The 23,256-nt window shown below is 34.2% G+C and carries 17 protein-coding genes and 1 pseudogene; 11 read left to right on the forward strand and 7 right to left on the reverse strand.

What is annotated here, in order from left to right; all coding sequences use genetic code 11:
• Window positions 1-16: 16 nt before the first annotated feature.
• Entirely contained in the window at window positions 17-3,244 is a 3,228-nt protein-coding gene (locus IPK91_10455) for a hypothetical protein (protein ID MBK8297677.1), read from the reverse strand.
• Between IPK91_10455 and IPK91_10460 the strand changes: the two genes are divergently transcribed.
• Window positions 3,239-3,874, forward strand: a complete 636-nt coding sequence (locus IPK91_10460) for an MBL fold metallo-hydrolase (GenBank protein ID MBK8297678.1) — start codon at window positions 3,239-3,241, stop codon at window positions 3,872-3,874. The genes IPK91_10455 and IPK91_10460 overlap by 6 nt on opposite strands.
• A 664-nt stretch (window positions 3,875-4,538) precedes the next feature.
• Here the strand turns inward: IPK91_10460 and phaC are convergent.
• Together phaC and IPK91_10470 are read right to left on the reverse strand one after the other, a co-directional pair.
• The gene (gene phaC, locus IPK91_10465; protein MBK8297679.1) at window positions 4,539-5,591 is read right to left on the reverse strand and encodes a class III poly(R)-hydroxyalkanoic acid synthase subunit PhaC; all 1,053 of its coding nucleotides are present in this window, start codon (window positions 5,589-5,591) and stop codon (window positions 4,539-4,541) included.
• Between the two features lie 71 nt (window positions 5,592-5,662).
• Window positions 5,663-7,105 carry a hypothetical protein gene (locus tag IPK91_10470; protein MBK8297680.1) on the reverse strand — a complete coding sequence of 481 codons (1,443 nt, stop codon included), beginning with the start codon at window positions 7,103-7,105 and terminating at the stop codon, window positions 5,663-5,665.
• 98 nt (window positions 7,106-7,203) lie between these two features.
• On the opposite strand from IPK91_10470, the gene IPK91_10475 reads away from it, so the two are divergent.
• Complete coding sequence (locus IPK91_10475) at window positions 7,204-7,614, forward strand: MaoC family dehydratase (GenBank protein MBK8297681.1); 411 nt, start codon at window positions 7,204-7,206, stop codon at window positions 7,612-7,614.
• 274 nt (window positions 7,615-7,888) lie between these two features.
• On the opposite strand, the gene IPK91_10480 is transcribed toward IPK91_10475, so the two are convergent.
• The gene (locus tag IPK91_10480) at window positions 7,889-10,495 is read right to left on the reverse strand and encodes a fibronectin type III domain-containing protein (GenBank protein MBK8297682.1); all 2,607 of its coding nucleotides are present in this window, start codon (window positions 10,493-10,495) and stop codon (window positions 7,889-7,891) included.
• Between the two features lie 302 nt (window positions 10,496-10,797).
• The gene (locus IPK91_10485; protein ID MBK8297683.1) at window positions 10,798-11,019 is read right to left on the reverse strand and encodes a hypothetical protein; all 222 of its coding nucleotides are present in this window, start codon (window positions 11,017-11,019) and stop codon (window positions 10,798-10,800) included.
• Window positions 11,020-11,174: 155 nt separating this feature from the next.
• Here IPK91_10485 and IPK91_10490 point away from each other — a divergent pair, with 155 nt between their 5' ends.
• From IPK91_10490 to IPK91_10530, 9 genes and pseudogenes are all read left to right on the forward strand, one after another.
• Window positions 11,175-11,414, forward strand: coding sequence for a (4Fe-4S)-binding protein (locus IPK91_10490; protein MBK8297684.1), 240 nt, complete (start codon window positions 11,175-11,177; stop codon window positions 11,412-11,414).
• 20 nt (window positions 11,415-11,434) lie between these two features.
• Entirely contained in the window at window positions 11,435-11,947 is a 513-nt protein-coding gene (locus IPK91_10495; protein MBK8297685.1) for a DinB family protein, read from the forward strand.
• 4 nt (window positions 11,948-11,951) lie between these two features.
• Window positions 11,952-12,515 carry a GNAT family N-acetyltransferase gene (locus IPK91_10500; GenBank protein MBK8297686.1) on the forward strand — a complete coding sequence of 188 codons (564 nt, stop codon included), beginning with the start codon at window positions 11,952-11,954 and terminating at the stop codon, window positions 12,513-12,515.
• Between the two features lie 51 nt (window positions 12,516-12,566).
• Window positions 12,567-13,806, forward strand: a pseudogene (locus tag IPK91_10505) (MFS transporter).
• Between the two features lie 253 nt (window positions 13,807-14,059).
• A complete protein-coding gene (locus IPK91_10510; GenBank protein MBK8297687.1) occupies window positions 14,060-14,272 on the forward strand; it encodes a hypothetical protein in 213 nt (70 codons plus the stop codon).
• A 488-nt stretch (window positions 14,273-14,760) separates the two neighbouring features.
• Window positions 14,761-17,787: a hypothetical protein gene (locus IPK91_10515; protein MBK8297688.1), complete on the forward strand. Its 3,027-nt coding sequence runs from the start codon at window positions 14,761-14,763 to the stop codon at window positions 17,785-17,787.
• A gap of 59 nt (window positions 17,788-17,846) precedes the next feature.
• A complete protein-coding gene (locus IPK91_10520) occupies window positions 17,847-18,503 on the forward strand; it encodes a hypothetical protein (GenBank protein ID MBK8297689.1) in 657 nt (218 codons plus the stop codon).
• A complete protein-coding gene (locus IPK91_10525; GenBank protein ID MBK8297690.1) occupies window positions 18,478-19,440 on the forward strand; it encodes a T9SS type A sorting domain-containing protein in 963 nt (320 codons plus the stop codon). The genes IPK91_10520 and IPK91_10525 overlap by 26 nt, the downstream gene beginning before the upstream one ends.
• A gap of 105 nt (window positions 19,441-19,545) precedes the next feature.
• Window positions 19,546-21,159 carry a T9SS type A sorting domain-containing protein gene (locus IPK91_10530; GenBank protein MBK8297691.1) on the forward strand — a complete coding sequence of 538 codons (1,614 nt, stop codon included), beginning with the start codon at window positions 19,546-19,548 and terminating at the stop codon, window positions 21,157-21,159.
• Window positions 21,160-21,248: 89 nt separating this feature from the next.
• On the opposite strand, the gene IPK91_10535 is transcribed toward IPK91_10530, so the two are convergent.
• A complete protein-coding gene (locus IPK91_10535) occupies window positions 21,249-21,836 on the reverse strand; it encodes an HD domain-containing protein (GenBank protein MBK8297692.1) in 588 nt (195 codons plus the stop codon).
• A gap of 57 nt (window positions 21,837-21,893) precedes the next feature.
• Window positions 21,894-23,204, reverse strand: a complete 1,311-nt coding sequence (locus IPK91_10540) for a DUF2236 domain-containing protein (protein MBK8297693.1) — start codon at window positions 23,202-23,204, stop codon at window positions 21,894-21,896.
• Window positions 23,205-23,256: the final 52 nt, after the last annotated feature.

The following is a 23,256-nucleotide window of genomic DNA, read 5'->3' on the forward strand; positions in this document are numbered from 1 at the left end:
AAATAATAATAGCATTTTAAAAATCTAAGCCAAGTGAAAAGCTATAGCGCGCTTTACTTTTTTTGGCATCATTTATTTTCCAGCTTTGATCAAAGCGGATATAATATCCAAACAAGGAAGTCCGTAAGCCATATCCAGTTCCAGCAATGTAGGGTCTGCGAGTATATTGTAAATCGATGATGACTGCAGGGTTTTCAGCATGGTAATCCAAGGTAGAACTATTTTTAAAATCTGGTAATAAACCGTCCCAAACAAAAGCTGCATCCAGAAATGGAATGAGTTGAAAATTTCTTAAAATACTATTTTTCCAATTTTGATTTAAAATATATTGAAGAAATGGAATCCTAAGTTCGGAACTAAAACCACAGACAGAGCCTGCTTTCAATGCACCATAACCATAGGATCTTACTTCAGTTGCTAATGCCGAATAGACATACGTTCCAGTAGTTTGTAGTGCATTTTGTTCTTCGTATTTTGCGAGTATCCAATTTTCTGTACCGCCTACATGATAAAGAATTTTTTCTTTACCAAAAGAAATATTTGAATAAATTCTGTTGGAGAAAACGGATTTTTTTAATACAGGCAAGTGGTATCTGATATCAAAGCCACTAAGCCACAATGCACCTGAATGAAATTTAGTATTATCTTGAGCGTTTAGAGAAAATCTTTTTGAAAACTCCAGGAAGAATTTTGCTTGCCACCCATTTCTTATATTTAAGGAGACATCAATCGCATTATCGTATACATATTCAAGACGGGTACCAATTCGTTGTTGGTATTGATCAATGCTGTCTTCTAATGTTGCAGGATTTGTCGATAAATATTGGGTATGATCGTTTCTAATTGTTGAGATTGCTTTTAAAGCGTTGTAATGATCAAAGGGAAATTTTAATTGGTGATTTAACAAAACGGTATTCGTTTGTTTTTTAATATTAGAGCCAAATCCATTACCGGAAAGATCTGTATTGGTTTTATAATAGAACGCATAGCTTTGATCCATTCGCTTGATTCTATTTTCAAAAAGCACATAGGATTCAATGCCATTGAAATTTGTAGGAATTCTAATTCCACCTTCGAAAGAATGGTTTTCGAATATTTCGGATATTTTGGCTTTTAATAAAATTCCAATTGTGGGGGGTTCATAATTTGCTGAAGATCCGCTAAAGGTATTTAATCCTGAAAAAAGAACTTCATTATTTACCGTAGAACTCAATTCTTCAATGGTAAATCGTTTACGATATGCAATGGCAAGATTTGAATTGAAATCTATTATGTTTGGATATTTATCTGATAAAATAGTTTGAATGGTTCTTTTACCAGGATTTGTTGCCGTAAGTTTTTTTGTATAAAATTCAGATAAAATATTTTTAATTGTTGGTGGATCTCCAAATTTTGACTGGAATGAAATTGGGGAAGCATTGGTTTCAACTAAGGTATCCTTTGATTTATCAAGGCTATTTTTTTTAGATATTAGTTCATTGCTTGAGTAAGGATTCAATTGAATTTCAGCTGTTGGAATTATTTTAAAAGAGTATTGGGAAGGTTTTATAGGGATTATTAAAACTGTTCTTTCTGCATCTAAAGTATATAAGAAGTCTACCGATTCATTGAAGTTGATGTTATAAAGTTTATTTTCTTTAAATAGAAACCAATTGGTTTCAAGTCCATGTTTTGCTTTAATTATTAGGTCTGAATTAAACTCTTGCCAATATTCAATTGAATAGTCTGGCAAATCGAGGAGCTTATTAATTTGTGGTTTATCTGGTCCTTGACTTAAGTCAATTTCAAATAATTTAAAATTATCTAAGGGCAGGATGCTATCCACTTTTTTTACCATAACATTGGAGTCAGGTCTGTTTGAGCAAAAGTATATTTTATTTGATTTATTCGTTTTCTTCACTGATAGATCATCCCAAATGTCATCAGTAATTTTTTTATATTGTCTGGTTTTTAAATTAAAAATAAAAATATCAGAATAACCTGAATTATTAGCAGATAGCAAGAGTTCGTTCTTATTTAATACAGATGCTGCATAAATGCGTTGGATGTCTTCGGGAAGCTTAAGATCTGTTTTATTTTTTGTTTTGCTATCTACGATTCTTACATACACGCGATTTCTTTTTTCAAAAAAGTAGAATTCTCTCTCGCCTTCAATTGATTTAGTGTACAGCGGGTAATTATAATCTGATTGATATAGTTTTGACCGGCTGCCTTTTTTAAAATGACATTTTTTATCCTTATTGATCAGATCGTATGATAAGAGCCGTGCTTTTCCATTTTGCTGAGTAGCAAGCATAAGTTGATTTTCAGCATCGAAGAGTGAAATTATTTTTTCTTCAGAATGCAATTTAAAATTTGCAGTTTGTTTTGTTTCATCTGTATTTTTTCCAGCACTGCTATTTTTATAATAGTTATACCATTCCATTTGGAGATCCGAAAAACTTTGAGAGAAAACGGCTTGAGCGGCTTCACCCAATTCTTTTTGGATTCGGGTCATGTACAACCAGTTTGAAATAGATTGTTCGCCATAAGTATTTGTAAGAAAGTTCCAAAAGGATTTGCCAGCCAATTCTGGATATTTAGAAGAGAATTTTTTAAAATTTCGTTGTTTCCATTTTTCAGATAATTCTAATTGATCTTTTGCAGACCATCCTTCAGCAAGATATTCAATCAAACCTTTTTCAAACCACTCCGGTAATTTTAATGAAATCACTTTTTGAACGACTTCTTGCAAGGCCGTTCCGGAAAACATGGAATTGAAATAAATTTGCACAATACCACTTCGGAGATCTTTTTTTAGTTGTTGATGATTGCCTGTGAAATAAAGCAATATTTTTTGATCTTTTATTTTAGGAGATGAACTCCAATTTTTTTCATTTATTATCCCGGTTAAATCAATATTAGACTGCGCATGATCAGATGCATCAGCATATAAAACAATTTCAATTTTATCTTTCAAATGGTATTCAAATAATTTCTGTACATAGTTATTTTCTGATTCAGCAATTTCAATAATAAATTGAGCGGGGTTTCTTGATTTGCCATACCAGTAATACACAAAGTTGTTTGTTTCATAAATCCACCAGTCGTATTGATCTTCATTGTATTGGACTTTATTTTTGCCAAATACTTCAGCCGCATTCTGGGATTTCGATACAGTGCTGAACACTATCATTCCCAGAATCGTTAATACTATTTTACAATTGATTTTCATTACTGATGCAAAATACTTAGTTCGATGCATATTAAATCTTTCTGCTTTAATCCATTTTCTGAAAACACATATATTTTATATAACGATGCTTTGGATGGGATCGTTATTGATCCAGGTTGTTCAAATACATCGGAGCGACTGGAGTTAAAACGATTTATAAGTGATACCAGGATTACTCTGAAGAGACTTTTATTAACCCATGCGCACATAGATCATATTTTAGGACTCTCATTTGTTGCTGAGCAATATGGTTTATTGGCCGAATTGCATTCTGGTGAGCTCCCGGTGCTGGAATCTGCTGAGATTGTGGCAAAAATGTATGGCGTTCCGTATGAAAAAACACAGCATTCATCAGTTTATCTAGTTGATAATCAAATAATTACGCTTGGAGATGCAAATCTTACCTGTATTTTAACTCCGGGCCACAGTCCAGCGAGTTTGTGTTTTTACAATAAAGAGAGGAACTATGTTATTGGGGGTGATGTTTTATTTGAAGGGAGTATTGGAAGGACGGATCTCCCTGGAGGCAATTACGATACATTGATTACAAGTATCAAAACGAGATTGTATCCCTTAGGAAATCAGGTCATGGTATATCCTGGACACGGGGGAGCAACAACCATCGGTCAGGAGAAGCTGACAAACCCCTTTTTAAATTAATGTCTGACAAAATGTTCCACGTGGAACATTTTGGGAAATTAGTTGATAGTTGTTAGTTGATAGTTGTTGGTTGATAGGTGTTAGTAGGAGCATGTGTCCTCCTTTGCGCCTCCGCGTCTTTGCGAGAAAGAAATTAGTTGATAGTTGTTGGTTGAAAGTTGTTAGAAGGAACAATGGTGGTCCTTTGGGTCTCAGCGTCTCTGCGAGAAGCAAAATAGTTGATAGTTGTTAGTTGATTGGTGTTAGGAGGAATTTGAGTAGTCCTATGTGTCTCCGCCTCTTTGCGAGAAGCAAATTAGTTGATAGTTGTTAGTTGATTGTTGTTAGGAGGAATTTGAATAGTCCTATTTGTCTCCGCCTCTTTGCGAGAAGCAAATTAGTTGATAGTTGTTAGTTGTTAGGAGGAATTTGAATAGTCCTATGTGTCTCCGCCTCTTTGCGAGCAATAAATTAGTTGATAGTTGTTGGTTGATAGTTGTTAGAAGGAATTTGTGTGGTGCTCTGTGTCTCTGCGTCTTTGCGTGCAATAAAATAGTTGATAGTTATTGGTTGAAAGGTGTTAGCAGGAACCTGGGTGGTCCTCTGCGGCTTAGCCTCAATGCGAGAAAATACTTTTTCAGAATTTAAGGCAGAAGGCGAATTTACCACACAGCAGGGTGCGAACCTAAGATCGTTCGATCACCCATTTTGCAACACTGGGTGCCAGTTCTTTTTGTGACTTTGCTCCAACAAATACCCCGATATGCCCACCTGGAAATGCGTAAAGCTGTTTGTCAGTGCTTCCAATATGATCCATTACTGCTTTTGTAGACTCATTTGGGATAATATTATCTTCAGTCGCATAGATGTTCAAGAAGGGAACGGTCATTTTCTTTAAGTCTACCTTTTTGCCATCCAACTCGAAATTGCCATTAATCAATTTATTATCACGGAAAAGGTCCTTTATGTATTTCCGATACATTTCACCAGAAAGGTCTGGACAATCATTTTTCCATTTTTCCATGCGGAGGTAATTCATTAATTTATCCTTATCGCCCATCATGTCCATGACTCCAAAAAATTTAGATAATTCCATGCTGGGTTTTAACATACTGAATGCACTGTTGAGCATTTCGGCACTGATCAAGCCATTTGAATCCACCATGGTGTCCACATCCACATATTTGGTCCACTTATACAGCATATTGCAATTCGCATCCCTAAAATCATAAGGAGCGACATAGGTACTCAGTGTTTGAAGTTTTTCCGGATGAATTGCAGCATAAATCATACTGAACAAACCACCTTGACAAATTCCCATTTTGTGAATTTTAGGCACTTTGTGACGCTTGCGGATAAAATCAATTGCATCATTTAAATAACCCAAAATATAATCCTCCATCGTTAAATAGCGGTCAGCACGAGTAGGATATCCCCAATCCATAATATAGATATCCAATCCTTCTTCCATTAATTTTCTAATCAAGGATCGATCTGGCTGTAAATCCAATACATCCTGACGATTCATGATGGCAAATGAAACGAGTACGGGAATTTTACATTTAGCAGGAGATTCCCGAATATAATGATAGAGCTTAACCTTATCGCATTCCCATACGAGTTCTTTAGGGGTGGTCCCCACTTCAACGGCATCAATATCTTTTAAGGTATCATAACCTTTTTGAATTTTGCCGCTTACTGAAAGAAGCTCTTCATAAATCGCAGTTGAATTGATCATGTTTTTAAATTAGTGTGCAAAAATAAAAAAGCCCGGATGAATGGCCGGGCTTTTTTCAAATTCATTAAGAATCAATTATTTTTTCTTGGAAACAGGTTTTGCTTCTTCTGTTTGTTCAGCACCCATTGTACGTTCCAAATTTCTATACATTTTTTCAAATCGTAAATGTTTTTATATACTTCATCCATTTCAGTACGGGTTGCTACTGGAAGATTTACAAAAAACATTTTTTCCATTTGCTTATCGATTTCCATTTTAATTTTTGACTGAAGGCTGCTTACCTCAGTCATCAATTTACTGTATTCGTCACTGTTAAATAAGCTGCTGAATTTTTCATCGCCTTTCATTAACCAATCCTGGTAAACTTTAACGATGCTGTCAAAACTTTCGCCTTTTTCTATTTTTTGTGCAACACCAACTGCAACGTCTTCCATTACTTTCATACCGTGTTGGTACATCATGTATTGCAGTTCATTATTCTTAATGTTGAATTGCATCATTTGGTCATAAATTTCATTCCAAACCTTCGCATTTTTTACATTGCTGTTTTCCTCAACCAATTTAGATAATGGTGAAACCGCTTCTGACATGGCATTTCTCCAGTTCACATACATATCCATCATTTGATTAAATGGATTTGTATTTGCAAATGGATTAGAATTCAAACCAGTTTTAAAACCTTGATAATTTTTTAAACCTGCTTCACTCATTTGTTTCATGTAAGAAACGAAATTGTGATTCATTTGGTCAAATGCTTTGCGAGAATCTTCTGGCATAAAGCTGAAAAATTTATCGATAAACTCTTTGTATTTTTCTGGACTTAAATTTTGATTAAATACATCCAAATTGAAATTCTTTTCCTGAATGCTTTTAAACATTGGAAGCCACATTTCATAGAATTTATTCAGACTATCAGCCATGTGATTCATTCCTTTATAAGAATCAGCTGCAGTGATATTTGAAATTCCTTTCCACCAGTCACCATTGCCACTGTTCATTAAATCCATGTATTGTTTAACATACTGACCCCACTGATGAACCCCATCATTCATTTTACCTTGAAAATTCATGAAGTTGTTATGATTCATCATCTGATTCCATGGATTTGTCTGCATATTGGATTGAGCTTGAGTCATCCAGTTTTGCCATGAATTCATCCATTCGGTCGGGTTGGCACTGAAACCATTTGACGAAATAGGATTTGTTGAAAACATGTTTTTAGCCCAGTTTGTTTGGTTATCAAACCATTGTTCGAAATAGTTTTTCGCAAATTCAGTATTTTTATTCATTTCGTTGCTACTATCTGTAATAGTTTCAGTTGTTTTAGCAATAAAGCTAGCCTGATTTTGTAAATTCGTCTTGAACAAGTTATTACCCTTATCCAGTGTTTCGTTTACAAATGGGATGTCTTTGGTTAATTTTTTGGTTGCTTCAACGGCTTGATCTACCAATTTTGTTTGGTTTTCTACCATTAAATCTACCATGTTTTTTGAATTGTTTCCGTTAGTTGCCATGATACGTTAATTTTATTTTTTAGAATTCTTATTATTGCACTGCAAATTTACTACAACAGCGAGGTGCGACTGTAAAGAATATATTAATAAACGTTAAAATGCTACAAATAGGAGATCAATTCAGCCATATTTTCCGATATACTCAGGAAGATGTTAATTTATATGCAAAAGTTTCAGGAGATGTAAATCCTTTGCATATTGATCCGGAAGCAGGAAAAGCCAGCATTTTTGGAAGAAACATTATCCACGGTTTTTTAGGTGGATCTGTTTTTACAAAAATATTTGGCGCACTTTGGAAAGCTGACGGACATGTTTATTTGAAACAAAGCATGCAGTGGTTAAAACCCATGTTTGTTGAGACAGATTATGAAGCCATTATTAAAGTAAAGGAAGTATTCCCAGAAAAAAACCGCGTCTTATACGATTGCGCAATTTTTGATAAAGCCACAGGGGAGCAGTGTTTTACCGGTGAGGCCCTTTTGATGAATAAGAAACAGTATGTGTGGTAGGAGGAGGGTGTAGTCTGTAGAGAGTCTTTAGGGTAATTCTAATTCTACAATTCTACAATTCTACAATTCTACAATGCTGCAATAATGGAATAATGAACCAATGCAAAATTTATGTATTTGCCTTATCAGCTTATCAGCATAATAGCTTAACAGCTTAACAGCTTTTCCCTACAGCCTACAAACCTTCAGCTAATTTAAATATAAAAAAAAATCTGTTCGTTTGGGACGAACAGATTTTCAGAAATGAGATAAAAAAATCCCTGTTTAAATCTGATTATTCAAGTTTCATCATCTTGCGATAATAGCTTTCATTGGATGATTTTATTTGAATGAGATACGTTGATGGAACTAAATTTCCAGTTTCAATTTTAAATGTATTGCGACCTTGAACAGCATCCATGGCCTCTTCTTTAATTAAACGTCCAAGAGGATCAAGAATTAAATATTGAACTTTCTGATCCACATTTGCATTAAATTCCAAATTGAAATTGTTTGAAAATGGATTTGGATACAAAGAAATTTCATCGATTACATTTTGGACATTGTTTGGATTTATTGAAGTACCTGCTGCTTTGATATTTACAGAATAATCTTCAACTTCACCATACGCAAAGGTTTGACAATAACTGGCGTAACCACCATATTTTACAGAAACACGCATACGCACTTTTGCAGTAGCAGCTCCACTTGGAATGGTTATGTTTGAGCTGAGTAAATTCAAACTGCTGGAAGCAACGGATACAACTTGTTCGCCGGCATCAGCAAACGAATTGTTGTTGTTAAAATCGATCCAAACTCTCCAATACAATGTTCCGGATGCACCGGTTGATCCAGCTTGATAATTAATGGTGTATGTAGAACTTTTACTTACATCTGTACTTAAAGCCGTTGCATTATAGTAACCACCGTCTTTACCTGAATTGCGATCAATGCTTCCTAAGTTGACACGTTTTACCCATTCGTAATTTGAGTTATTTCCTCTTGATGTGCAATAACCACCGCTGGATTGGGTCACAAATGTTACTGTGCTGCTAAATGCACTGGTTGATCCGGCACAAACAGTTTGAACACGAACATCATAACTTGTAGCTGGAGACATACCAGTCAAGCTTACACTGGTACTGGTAAAGTTTGATTGACTCCAGGTTGGACTGGATGTAAGTTTATATTGAAAATTGTATGACAAGGCTCCGGAAACTGCATTCCAGGATACGGTTGCGGTTGTTTGTGTAATATTGGTAACGGCTAAACCAGTAGGAGTTCCACAGCCAGAACTGCTGGTTGTGAAATTTACTGTTGAACTGTAATTAGATGAACCAGAAGAGCAGGTTGCTTTTACTCTCGTATTGTAAAGCGTGTTTGCAGTCAAACCAGTCATGTTGTAATTCGTGTTACTGGTATTTGCAGTGGTCCATGTAGTACCAGCATTTGTTTTATATTCAAATGTATAAGAGGTTGCACCGGATACGGCATTCCAATTTCCAGTTGCGGTTGTTTGTGTAATATTGGTAATATTCAATCCGGTTGGAGCATTACAACCCCCTCCGCCGCCACAACTGGTTCCAAGGCAGGTAGCAGCTGCAACTTCAGCACGGATTTTATTTCCCGGTTGTGTACCAAAGCCATTATTGAAATTAATTCCATAACCAGTAAGATGGCAATAACTCATAATCGTTCCACCATTGGTTGGGGCTGGACCTTTTGCACAACCTCCTTCAGGAGTATAACAATTATCCAAAGCGCCTCCGGTCCATCCGCACCAATGCGTGTGATTTGAACCCAGGTTGTGACCCATCTCGTGCGTCATAACTTCTACAGTCCAACTATATGTTGGTACATTTGAATACGAAGCGTAAATATTGCTGTAAGCATATTTATAAGAAGAACATAAAACATCCAACCAGGCAATTCCTCCAATGTTGCTTCCACCTAAGGCAGCAAGATGCGCGATGTCTCCATTAAAAGTTGAACGGGCATTTCTAAATTGTGTCAATGCTGTATAAGAATCAGTTTTACTATATCCATCCTGGCTAGTCCAAACAAACACTTCAGAAATTGCAGTATTGATACTTTCATTTGCATACAAAGTTGCAAGATTATTAAATACGGCTGAAATCCAGTTTACGGTTTCCGTCGTGCTGCTTCCTTTATTTACATACAAGGCATAATCACATTCTACATATACTCTAACACAATCACCAGCGGCTTGTATGCCTCTTTGTTCGATTGGTTTATCGATTGTATTTGCATCATCCGTCAAACATTCATAATTAAAGGATTGCTTGATGTCGCGATCATAAAATAAAATCATTTGACCCGGAGTATCTTTATTTGGCTGAATTACCAAATTGCCATAATCATCAGAAATACTACCGATGATTTGGTTTTCAAAAATACTAATGGATGCCATGGTTCCTTCCACACGACCCTGAATGATACCGCGGTAATAAACACCTTCTTTATAATTGTATGGCAGCTTTTGCTGATCTGATGTAAAAACATGAAATCCCTCAGCCAGAATATTTACACGTACAAGGTCCAGCTTAATAAATTCCTGTGAATTGGTTGGGATTACCAGCGTAAGTTGCTCAGGTCTATTTAAAAGTAATTTTTGCGTTTCTGTTTGAAGAACATCTAAAAGCTGGTACTTACCGTCCAGACTGGTTTTAAAATGAGTTTCAGAGCTATTGCTCAGGCGAAGGGGTTGTGTGTTTTGGAATACCCCTACGGAATTGCGGGCTTCAGTTACCTGAAGGGCCACTTTAGAGTACTTGCTTAAGTCCTTAAACTGGACTTTTAATTCAGGAACTTGCTGCGCGAGTAGTTCGAAACTGAATACGAGGCATAATAATGCCCAAAAATGGTTTTTTAAGAGATGCATTAGCGGTATATTTAAAAGATGTATTAATCTGTTCCTAAAAACGGGACGGATATGTGCGGGGAAGAATAAGGCAAAAGTACGAGTAGTTTTTCAATTGTCAATCAGGGTAAACCCTGATTTTTATCAGGGTAAACCCTGATTTTTTGTTAATTTTTATCTTTTTTTTTACATTTTAAATTTATTATGTGTAAAAGTTTATGATTCAATAGCCTGTACAAAATTCTTCCATCATATGCTATTCAGTCCTATATATAAAACTTAGACTATCTATTATAAGTATAAAAAGATATCTGTAATATGTTTTATTGAGGGCATTCTCCAGCTTTGAATTCATAAATACCCGAACATTGAGCTGAGCATGCATTTGGGTAAGTTTTAAGATTGCAGCCACAAACTGGATTGTAATCCATCGTACAAATGCAATCAGTTTTAATTTGCTCTTTACAGATTGGGGCATTTTTAGAACAAGAACTAAATAAGCTAAAAAATAATAGGTAGCTTAATATATTTGAGATGTTTTTCATACTGGTAAATAGTTATCAAAATTAATTAACGCAGGAGATGCATTTAAAATTTCCTTATTTTGTAGCAAGCTTAAAACTTACTTTTATTAAATTATTGAATTAATGTATCGAAATTAAAAATTTCAACGAATTTAATAAGAAACTAAAATTCAGAAATGGAGAAGAAACTTGAATATAGCACGAATGAAATTACGATTATTTGGAAACCGGATCTATGCATGCATTCAGGTATTTGTGTACGCATGTTACCGGCTGTTTATCATCCAAAAGAAAAGCCATGGATAAATGCAACGAATGCAGATACCGAAGCACTGGTAAATCAAATTAATTGTTGTCCAAGTGGCGCGTTGAGTTATCGATTGAACTCAAACCTTGAATCGAATAAAGACATTTAATTAAAATTATAATTTTCAATATGCAAAGACCGCAAGCACATGAACACAGAGATTATTTTTTAAGATACATTCAACTCGTTCCTGAAGGAGAAATTATTCAATTAACTAAAGCAAATACTGAGATCACTTTCAAGCAATTTATGACATTTGAGGGAGTGCAGGAAAATTACCGCTATGCTCCGGAAAAGTGGACGGTGAAAGAAATGCTCTTACATATTGTTGATACCGAACGGGTGATGGGATATCGAGCCTTGGTTGCTGCACGTGGAGATGACAAGTCCCCATTACCCAGTGTGGATGAAAATTTGTATGCTGCAAATGCAGATGTAAGTTCAAGAAGCCTTGAAAATATTTTAGAAGAATTTAAAGCCGTCCGAGAAAGCAATTTGAAATTTTTTGAATCCGTATCTGAGGAGGCCAGCAAGTTTATAGCAAATGGTCCGGTTTCAGCAAGAGCAATTGCTTATATTTTATTGGGTCATACCATGCATCATTTAAATATTTTAAACGAACGCTACAAAGCTTTGAATTAAAAACATGCTTGAGCTCAATTTTTATCCCTTTCCTGAATTAGAATCTGAGCGATTGATTTTCAGGAGAATTTTGAAAAGAGATGCAGCAGCAATTCATGCACTGCGATCCGACCCACAAGTTATGAAATACATTGACAGACCGTATACAACAAGTGAAAAAGACGGATTGGAATTAATAAAAAAGATTGATGATTCCTTAGTACTAAATGAAGGCATTTCATGGGGAATAACTCTAAAACCAGAAAACGAACTAATAGGCACTATAGGCTTTTGGCGTATTGATGCTGAAAATCACCGAGGTGAAATTGGCTATATGCTTGCACCAAAGTTTCAGCAACAGGGATATATGAAAGAGACATTTCGGACAATTATTCCATTTGGTTTTGATGGGCTCAAACTGCATAGCATCGAAGCAAATGTCAATCCTGAAAATACTGCTTCAAAAACTTTATTGGAAAACCATGGATTTGTTCAGGAAGCGTATTTCAGAGAAAATTATTTTTATAACGGGCAGTTTTTAGATAGTTTAATATATTGTCTGTTGAAAGAGGATTTTCCCAGCCTTTAAATTTATAGTTTATACAAGTCAACGAATTTAATAAAAGCAAATCAACATGTAATGCAGCATCAAAAAAGTAAATTAAGAAGTATCCTGTTCAATATTCCGGTATTGGTAGCTGCATTGGGTTATTTTGTTGATATCTACGATTTGCAATTATTTAATATTATTGGAAAGGAGTCGTTAGAAAAGGGATTGCACTTATCTCCCGAGGATGTGATTCGCTATGATTATATTTTATTTTTATGGCAGATGGGTGGTATGTTGTTGGGAGGCGTTGTATTTGGTATTTTAGGAGATAAGCTAGGTAGAAAGTCTATTTTATTTTCATCTATACTTATCTATTCATTAGCAAACATTGGAAATGCATTTGTTACAGACATTTACCAATACCAATTTGTGCGATTGATTGCAGGATTTGGATTGAGTGGTGAATTGGGAGCTGCAATCACTTTAATATCAGAAATTATTGATAAAGAAAACCGAGGTTGGGGTACCATGATTGTAGTATCTGCAGGCGCATTGGGTGCTGTTGCAGGAAATCTTGTCGCTAAACAATGGGATTGGCAAATTTCTTATATTGTAGGAGGTGTTTTAGGATTGGTTTTATTGGTTTTCAGAATTGGAACGTTTGAAAGTGGCTTGTTTGAAAAGCTTCGAGATGAAAAATATATCAAGAAGGGAAATTTTTTAATGTTATTCCAAAAGGGAAATCTTCTTTAAATATTTAGCTTGTATTTTAGTGGGCTTACCGGTTTGGTTTGTAATTGGTATTCTTGTAAAGTTTTCTGCGAAGTTTGCGGCAACGATGCAAATTGCAGATCCAATTTCAACGGGGGATGCAATTATGTATTCTTATATTGGATTATCCATTGGCGATTTTATTTCCGGTTGGTTGAGTCAGGTTTGGCGAAGCAGGCGAAAAGTTATATTTACATATCTCTTCCTTACATTTATTTTAATGCTAATTTATTTAAACGTTAAAGGTATTAGTGCCCAGCAGTTTTATTTTTTAAGTTTTATGTTAGGCATTGCTACCGGATTTTGGGCACTTTTTGTTAGCGTTGCATCTGAGCAATTTGGAACCAATATCCGAGCTACTGTCACGACAACGGTACCAAATTTTGTTAGAGGCGCTGTGATACCTATTACACTCACATTTAACTATTTAATGGGTCAATACAACATTACCTTGGCAAGTTGGATCGTAGGAATTGCATGTTTGCTATTAAGTGCATTATCAACCTGGTATTTAAAAGAGAGCTTTGCTAAGGATTTAAATTACTATGAGACCAATTAGTTTATAAATTGTTGTAAACGAAACGTATAAAATTTTTAATATTATTAAACCAGGATTATGTTATGGCTTAATTCTGATTTTCTCTAAATTTTTAACTAAAATAATTTGATAATTGAAAATTCGGATTAAATTTGCCATAGAGTAATCCTTACTCAAATCAAGCAGTATCGCTATTTAATTAAATAATCCAATTTTATATTTTCTTATTTTGATCTGCAAAGTATTAATTGCGGTCATATGATAATTCAATGCTATGAAACCATTTCATCTGCCGATATTAAATGATGAAGAGCATTTTCTTCATTTAGCTACCACTCGGGATGCGTTAGCTCATTCTTTGAGCTTTTCACCAAAAACACTTATACGCAAGTTGAAAGCCAAGGGTTTTATTTTAAAGCCAGGATTGATCTCGCCAGAGGATCAAAAGAGCATACGTCAACTATTAGGGTTTGATATTGAGGCTTAACCTGTCCCGTTTTGTCTCATTTTGTATTGTTTTGTCCAAATTTGTCCCTCACATCCTATTTATTAATCTATCTAATTTTGTATTGTACTTTCTTTGATTCTTTGAAACCCTGAATTATATCCATTTTCGATAACAGCAATTTGTATCAAGCTGACCAAGGATTTATTTGATTCTGTAGTAATAGAATCAACGATTATTATTTAAACTTAAAAATTGAAACATGGAAAATCAAGATTTTACTCCACCAGGATTTTAATGGCTGAATTCTTAGATAGCGATAATTACTTCTCAAAAGATCTTTATCTCTTAACAGAAAGAATTAAGCCGAATGTAGAATGCAATCCTATTGAAATAGATTTATTAAATTCTGCATCATTTAAGTTTGCATAAAAAATTTTGCTTTGACTTTATTGAAATTAAAAATGCATACGTGATTCATGTATGCAATTAGACTTTATTTGAATTTTTAACTTATAAATTACATAAAAATGAAACACTTTATATTAAATCAATTACTGTTAATATTTAAGGCAATTCTATTTATTGTTTTATTGGTTTTTAGCAATCGTATTGCCTATGCCCAATCTTTGTGTCCAATGATTGAAGATGAATCCCATGCTCCTGAGCCTTATGAAGGCTTAGAATTGACAGATCCAAAATGCATGAAAATTAAATTTCATTATTTTAACAATACTCATAACCCAATCAATGTGCCAGCTGATGAACTTATTAGAAACCTACTAGGTGATTTAAACAAATATTATCTACCTGGTAATATTCAATTTCATCTTGTTGACGAATGTGTAAATGTTCAAGATCATGATTCTATAAAAGTTATTACAGCAGTGAATAATGTAGACAGTGCAATTATTGATCAAAACGGTAAGGGCAAAACATGGCCTCCGTTTAATTATGTAGAAAATGCAATCAATGTATTTATATTTCAGCAGAGCTTTAATAATAGCGACGGCTTTGGATATGGACAACAGGATACCATTAATAAATATGTTTATTCTATCCTTGATGCCAAAGTTCTTGCACATGAAATTGGGCATGTCTTATCTCTTTGGCATACTTCGGCTTTTAATATCCTTTTAGACAGTACGACTTGGGAATGCAAAGGAGGCTCGGCAATTAAAGGGGACAGAATTAGTGATACCGACGCAGATCCAATAAGAATGGATGCTGATCGTGATGGTACTGTAGATGGAACGAAATGGGTGAATAATTGTACTCAATTAGGTACTTTAACTCCATCAATTAGGGATGGATGTGGTAATGGTACTTTACCGTGGAAAATTCCATTCAAAAACCTAATGGCAGATGGATATTCAAGATCTTGTTGGAATTCATTTACACAAGGCCAATTTTCTGCCATGCACAGAGAAATAGATGAAAACCTTGAAGCCTATATTACCAATTGTGAATATGATACCAGTTTTTGCACTGGCAATATTTTAATTTCAAGCGCTACGACTTGGACAAACGTGGTAAAAAAAATGTGTCCCGGTTCTAAAATCACAATTACACCTTTTGGATCATTAACTTTAGTAAATTCTACAATTACAAAAGGCTTGATTGATACAGCCTGTACAGATCTAATAGGAAATTGGGATGGTATTTATATTTTAGGAGGTAATGCTAAATCAATTCCACCACCACTTGGAGGTGGCCCATCTATAAATCCCAGAGGTTTTTTGCATGTTAGATCTGGATCAAAAATAGAGTTTTCCAATAATGGAATTCAAGCACCAAATGGTTCTGGCGGCATTCTGATAGACAGTAGTAACATGCAGAATAATTTTAAGATGATTAATGTAAAAGATAAGGGACAAAAGAATTTTAGTTCATTTGATGAAGTTGGGGGAATTGTAATTCGAAATGGTAGTACGTTAGTGGTTCCAGAAGATTGTTTTAATACTCAAATCCAAATAGAAGGTGCATCTATTACATTAGACAAAAGCACGTTGACTAAAAGTACAAGAAATAATTTAATTACCGGAATAAAGTCAATGGCTGGTTCTGTCTTGATTAAAAATGGATCTATCATTGAAAACATGGGAAGAGGTATCAATAAAGAGACAGATGGAACATACAAGCAAGGCCTAAATGGTTTAAGAATTCAAGATAGTAGGTTTATCAATTGCGATATAGCGATTCGTAATAGATGTATGTATGCAAGTGTCAAACATAACTGGATTGATGGAGAAGTTGATCAAGAGATGGAAAGTTATGGATTGTGGCATTCAAATAATTTTAGAAAACAATTGATAATTAAAGCTCCGACTACCACGCAACAATTTGAAGAGAATTATTTTTATCAAAGCACTTTGAAAATTCCTGGCGATCAATCATTGACAAATGCAATTTGTAACACATGGAAAAATACAGATGAATGTGTTTATGACAATAATACTTCGGGTTCAAATATTCCTATAAAGCCAAGTTGGGGCAACCCGAGTACTGCATCTGGAAACAAACGTGCCGATACTATTTCTAACTATCGTTTTGTTTCTATAAGAACTAGTGAAATTACAAACTATCGCTTTACACTTGACCCCAAGACTCATATCACTTGCGAATATCAATTTAAAAGTGGCAATGCGGCAGCCAATAGAGCTGGCTGTAAAGATACACTTTCTCCCACAACTGTAACAAGTGGTAACCCTGCTGAAGAAGAAACATACGATGATGATGAAAATCATGCTACATGGACGACTTTCGATTCTATGCGACAATTGCTGACCACTGCTATGCAATACGCTTCTGATAGTATGAGAAAGATAATGCAAGAACAAATTGCAGATTATAAAGTGGGTATGGAATTATGTGTTTTATCTGCAATGCAACATTCAGATTCATTAGAAATGAATGAGGAAAGTTTCGAGACTTGGCTATCAAGAACCAATCCTAAAGCGGAAGAGCTTACTATAATTCAAAATTACTGGCATAAGTTATATTTAGATACCCTACTCACTTATTTAGGAGGCTTAAGTATAGCAGATTCGGCAGAATTGGTTGACAAAGGTATTCTTGAATTGGCAACTGAATATTTGGATTCTTTAAAATCAGTAGACTATGACCTTTATAATTTGCCTGATTCATTAATTGAATATTTGGAGGAACTAGCATCTACTTCTTTTGAAGATTATACAGGCATATTAAGAGCTTTTCTCAATATGTACTATAATCGCTACATTGACAACGATCAAATGGCAGAATATTCTAATAAGATTTCAGGTAGCATAATCACAAATAATCAAAAAACAAACTTTTTTGTGTCCCCAAACCCAACAAATGGTTTTGTTAGATTATATTCGCTTGATGGTAGAAAATATACTTTAAACCTCGAATTTTATTCATTGGATGGAAAAAAGCTGAAATCAATGAAAAACTGTACAGGCGAGTCGATTTATCTTACTGGGTTTAAAGGTAATGAATGTATAATACTACGATTGGAAGACCAAAAATCCGGTCATAAGGAGTCAATGAAACTTATTTTAAATAAAGATTAGAAATTAATAAAGACCAGTCTTGGAGTCGCTTTCCAAGACTGGTCTTACCTTTATAACTTATGAAAAATTTGTTTTTTATCTTCAATCTAATTTTCAATAATATGCTTTTCTCTCAAGCGTATCAAACTTTTAATTTAACTCCTGATATTGGTGCATATCAACAAACTTCAGAATTTATTTCAATGATTGTTGATTCTCATTCTATTTATATTTTCGGAGTTAAAAAAGATGAAAGTACACCGGGAGTTTTAAAATTTAGAAACCATTATACTAAATTTGATTACTTAGGTGAATTGGTAAACACTTCATTTTTTGAAGACACAACCCTTTCAAAGATATATTTATTAGCAGCTTTCCCACCGGTAAAAGTGAGTGATAGTATTTATTATATCTTTTTAGGTACTGAAAACGATGTATCAAGAAGATATTTAGATCCTACTATTATAAAATTCAATATTAGAACTAAAACTATACTACAAAGTAAGATTATTAGACATCCACACGGCCTTGATCAAGGTTTTGCCCCTAGAGCATTATCATATGATTTGTTAACCAATTCTTGTGTTATTGGCTTCCAAACATACATCGGTGAATATGCCTACGCATATATTTATGAGTTGGATTCCTCTTTTAATATCTTGAAGATGTTTAGTCTACCAAAATTTCCTTTGCAAACCATACCTGATTGGATTGAAAAAATCGGACGGAACATATGATCTTATATGTGATTCATATGAAATTCGAAATGGAGATCTTACGGGTTTAATAAAAATTACCTTTATTAATGTTGATAGTACTGGAAAAGTACTTAAAAAGAAAGATTTAAATGTCTCACAACCTATTGGCATAGTTTCCGGTGAAACTTATACTATTTATAGGAATAACGACAAAACTTTTAATATCAGCGCTCACCAATATGATGTAAAGCTAGAAAAAGCCGTTCCCTGGGCTTTTCATGTCAGTCCTGAGTTTGATACAATTTATTGGATAAAAAGATTTTACGATTATCCAGAAATTAAAATGGAAAATCCTCAATACTTACTTAACCACATGGCTTATTCACCTTTTGATACAAGCTTTGTAACCTCTGGGGATATAAATGAACAAGGAACTCAGAATTCGTACGGTTTGCTATTTAAGGTAACAAAGAACGGAGATAGTTTATGGACAAGAAAATATCTTCCTGCTGGATTTGGAACTGATAGAGCCTTATGGATGAACTTTTATCAGGTAGCCATTTCGCCTCATAATACCATTATCGTTTGCGGAAGAGTTTCAGATGTTAAGGATCAAGTTGTTAAAGCTTGGTTGCTTCAACTTGACAAGGATGGTTGTTTAGTTCCAGGCTGTGGTGAAATAGTAAAGAATGAAGACATTCAAAATGGCAAAGAAAAGGCTTTTAAAATTTATCCAAATCCAGTTCAGGATAAATTTTATCTTCTTAGTAGGATTTCATCCAATGAGAATTATAAACTATCAATTTACAATCTTCAAGGCCAGAAAATTAAGCAAACAAACCTAAAGCCAGAACTTGGTTTGCAATGCATATATATGATTCCAGATGACCTCATATCGGGAAATTATATACTTAGTATTTCGGATGAGAAAGGAAGCTTGTTGCAGGAAGAAAAATTGATTATTCAAAAGCAGTAGCGTTATTATTATCCATCCCCAATAATTTAATAATATTTTTTGACAATTAAAAAAGTAATTTATGGTAATGCCGTATATTAGTCTTGATTTCTACTTATTTGGATAATGAAACAAATATTCTTGTATATAATTTTATTTGGCGCCCTTCAAGTACAATCACAGGTGTTTTTTAGCAAAGTTTACACGGTGTCAGAAGATGGTACAGGGTTGTTAAATATTTGGCCTAATTACTTAAAAGCCGTTTTCCCAACTGACACACTCATTTATGCATTTGGCTATTCAGCAGATACAACATATAGAGAAATTTACGGAAGTGCTTTTTTCGTTTTTGACCTAAACGGTAATTTAAAAGAATACTACCATATAGAAGATTCAGAAAGATATAATTTTTTTGAACCAGAAGGAATTCATACTTGGGATGGTATAACATTCTACACTTCCTTTCATAATTTTTCTCGTGAAGTTTCAATTCTAAAATTTAACCGAATAAGTAAAGAGCAAGAAGTTTTGGAAATCAGGAACAGTATAATATACAATGGTCATATTTTGCAAGGCAATATGATAGCTACACTTGATGGCTGTTTAGTAACTGCTAGTGGTATAGCTATTGATTCGACAGGATACAATTATAAAACTCAAGTTACAAAAATTGACACTACTGGTAAAATTAAATGGCAAACCATTGTTGGAAAGGAACCAGGCAATGCGTTCAGTAATTATTGTTTTTCTACATATACTGATTCCATAGGAAATATTTATGCAGGTATTGGATTTAATGACTATTCAGGCGTTGGAAGGAGAGGAAGCTATCAAAGCTTGCTTTATAAATTAGATTCAGAGGGAAATATTAATAAAGTGTATAGTACTAAGTTAGCCAAAGTTGGATTTAATCAAATATATGATATAGCCCAAGATTCAAAAAATTGGTTTTATCTTTCATCAGACTATAATTGGAATGAACAGAAATATCCTTATGCTAATAGGGGATATGGTGTACTACAAATATTGGACGATAATCTTAACTATCAAGGTTATATTGATTTGAACTTTGATACATTTATGACCCAAGCTTATATTAAAAGTTTTGAAAAAATCATCAGATCAAATGATAATAAAGGTTTTATAATTGGTGGTCAATTAGGGCAGACAGATTCAATAATAACTTATATTGATTCTTTGAATCGTTTTGATACAATTCGGGTAAGCCATTATGTTCTTAACTTTTTTAAGCTCAATGATGATAAGCAAATTGAATGGGTCAGATATTATAGAATTAGAAATGGATATGATCATGGATGGTTACACGATCTTAAATCTTTCCCAGGTGGAGGTTATATTATCGGAGCTCAATCTTTCGAAGGGCTGGCATATGAAAATTTTAAAGAGCCATATTACATGCCCTGGCTTCTAAGAGTCGACGATGATGGATGTTTAGTCCCTGGATGCGGAACGGTTAGCAATAAAGAATTACTGGACAATAGAGACAATATATTCATCTACCCGAATCCCGCAACCGATTACATTGTAATCCTTCATTCTGGTTCTGAAAAAACTCGCTATCAAATTGTATCTGCTGAAGGAAAAATTATTGATGATTTTTATTCATTTTTTGAAGGCGAGCAGATAATTGTTCTGGTTAATAATTTTAAACCGGGGCCTTACTTTGTTAAAGCTGAAAGTAAAAACGAATTTAGTTCAAAGGTTTTTATAAAGCAATAGTTAAAATTATTCCATTTTTAAACCGAAATCAAACTGAAACTTTACTCAATCATATTAAGTTTAGATTTATAACTCTTAGTAATTCTTCTTTATTCAGCAATATTCCACTTTGATTTTAATTCCATTAAAAAAGCTTGTTTTTTGGGTTCTCTGTTTTTTATTGCAAAATCGGTATGATAGTGATGGTTTGTAAGAAAACGAATCTGAAGTGCATCCCATTCCTTTTCATTTGCAATTACCTTATAAGCTATAAATTCTTTGAATAGCGTTTCCCCTGTTTTATAAAAGTTTTTGGTACCTAAATAATCAAGATCCGCATCGCAAATTATTTTTTCCAAGATGTTTTTAGGTTTTTGAGGTATCTGAGTAGCTAATATCATTCGCTCAATTTTTATTAGATCTGATTTAGAATATCCAAATGAGGGTAAAATTTCTTTTGAGTAACGTACCGATTCTTCTTCATGTCCATTGTATGTCCACATAATCCCAATATCGTGAATGAGGGCAGCTGTGCGGAGGAGATATGCATCTTGCGCATTTATGTTCAATCTCTTGATGTATTGATTGCAAACATCCAGCACTTCCATCGTATGATGTAAACCATGGTAGCTAAGATTCTTTGGCAATTCAGATTTGAGTTTAGCTGTCAGATAATTTTTTAGTTTACTGATGTTCATTTAGATATTGCATTACTCATTATTTATAAATCGATTCGTTTGTAGTCTTGCTTTAATTTAAAGATCTTTGGGATTGACATCCATTTCATAGGAACCTAAATCCCATTCTTTATAAAGCTCGTCTGACATAAAAAATTTTTTACCAGGAATTAAGGTATCCAAATCTCCAGATCCTGGCTGATTGGGATTTTGTAAATCCTTTTTTGACAATTCGACCAATATTATTTTAGTGATGGATTCTAACAAATTCGTTTTTGGATATCGGCTTAAATGTTCCTGAAGATTAAAACGCTTCGCTAAAAAATAATTTATGATTCGTGTAAACCATCCCCCTTTTATAGAACTGTTGTTATGATTAAAAATCCATTGCCAGATTTTGAGTGAGGTTAAAAAATGAACGACGGCATCAAAAATCCGATCAAATATTGTTGGTTTATGCATGCCGAGTGATCTCCAACTCCTCTTATCATTTAAAAAATAAATGGTTAGGTCTTCTAATCGTTCTAATGAAATATTGGTTCTAAGCAATTCATTCATGCTTTCAAGCAATGCCTTTGTCAGGATGGGACCATCTGGGTTTTCAGCAGCGGATTGACGTTTAAGGATGGTTTTAAATTGGTCCATTCCATCTTCCATGTTGTTAGAATACAATTCAGGACTAATACCCATACTTTGGCCTATGCGTTGCCAAGTTATAAAAATGGCATTGCGTTCATCGTAAGTAAGATGAACACCCATTTGATCCAAACCGTCAATCATAGCCAATGAGAACAGGTGATTTGTTAAACACAGATCTTCCTGGTTGATCGGAACACCCAATTCCATATTCCATTTCTTATCAGGTCTGGAATCGTTTAATAGAGCCATACGCATGCCTGCATGCATTAAACGCACGCGTTGAATGGACTCTAAACCGGGATTTCCGGATTGGTACCAATTTGCATTATTGACAGCAAATACAAATTGTGCAGTTTCCATTACGCGGCGTGCAGCATAATTTACTAACAATTTGGTACTTTCTAATACATGCCCCGGTTTTGGACACATATATCCTGTTGGCAGGGCTTTAAAAAATAACAAACCACAAAACCGAAAGCCATAATTATTAAATAATTTGGCTGAAACCCGGAAAGCTTCAATTTCTTCAGTGCTCACTTTAACATCTTCTGTTTCCTGAAAATAGTCTAGGAGTGGCTTGACATTTTTTAAATTATTTACATTGTGATTTCGACTGATGATTCTTAATTCTTCAAGAATTTCTTTGCTGTTTCGATTTTCCCATAACAATTTTGCTGCACGATCAGCCAAAGGGTCGCCTTGATGACGCATCCGGTCCAGTAATTCATCGGTCCATTTAGAAGTTGCCATATTTATCCGTTTGAAATTGAGTATTAATATTTAGAATCATCAACAAAGTACA

This window comes from Saprospiraceae bacterium (assembly GCA_016712145.1).
GTDB lineage: Bacteria > Bacteroidota > Bacteroidia > Chitinophagales > Saprospiraceae > Vicinibacter.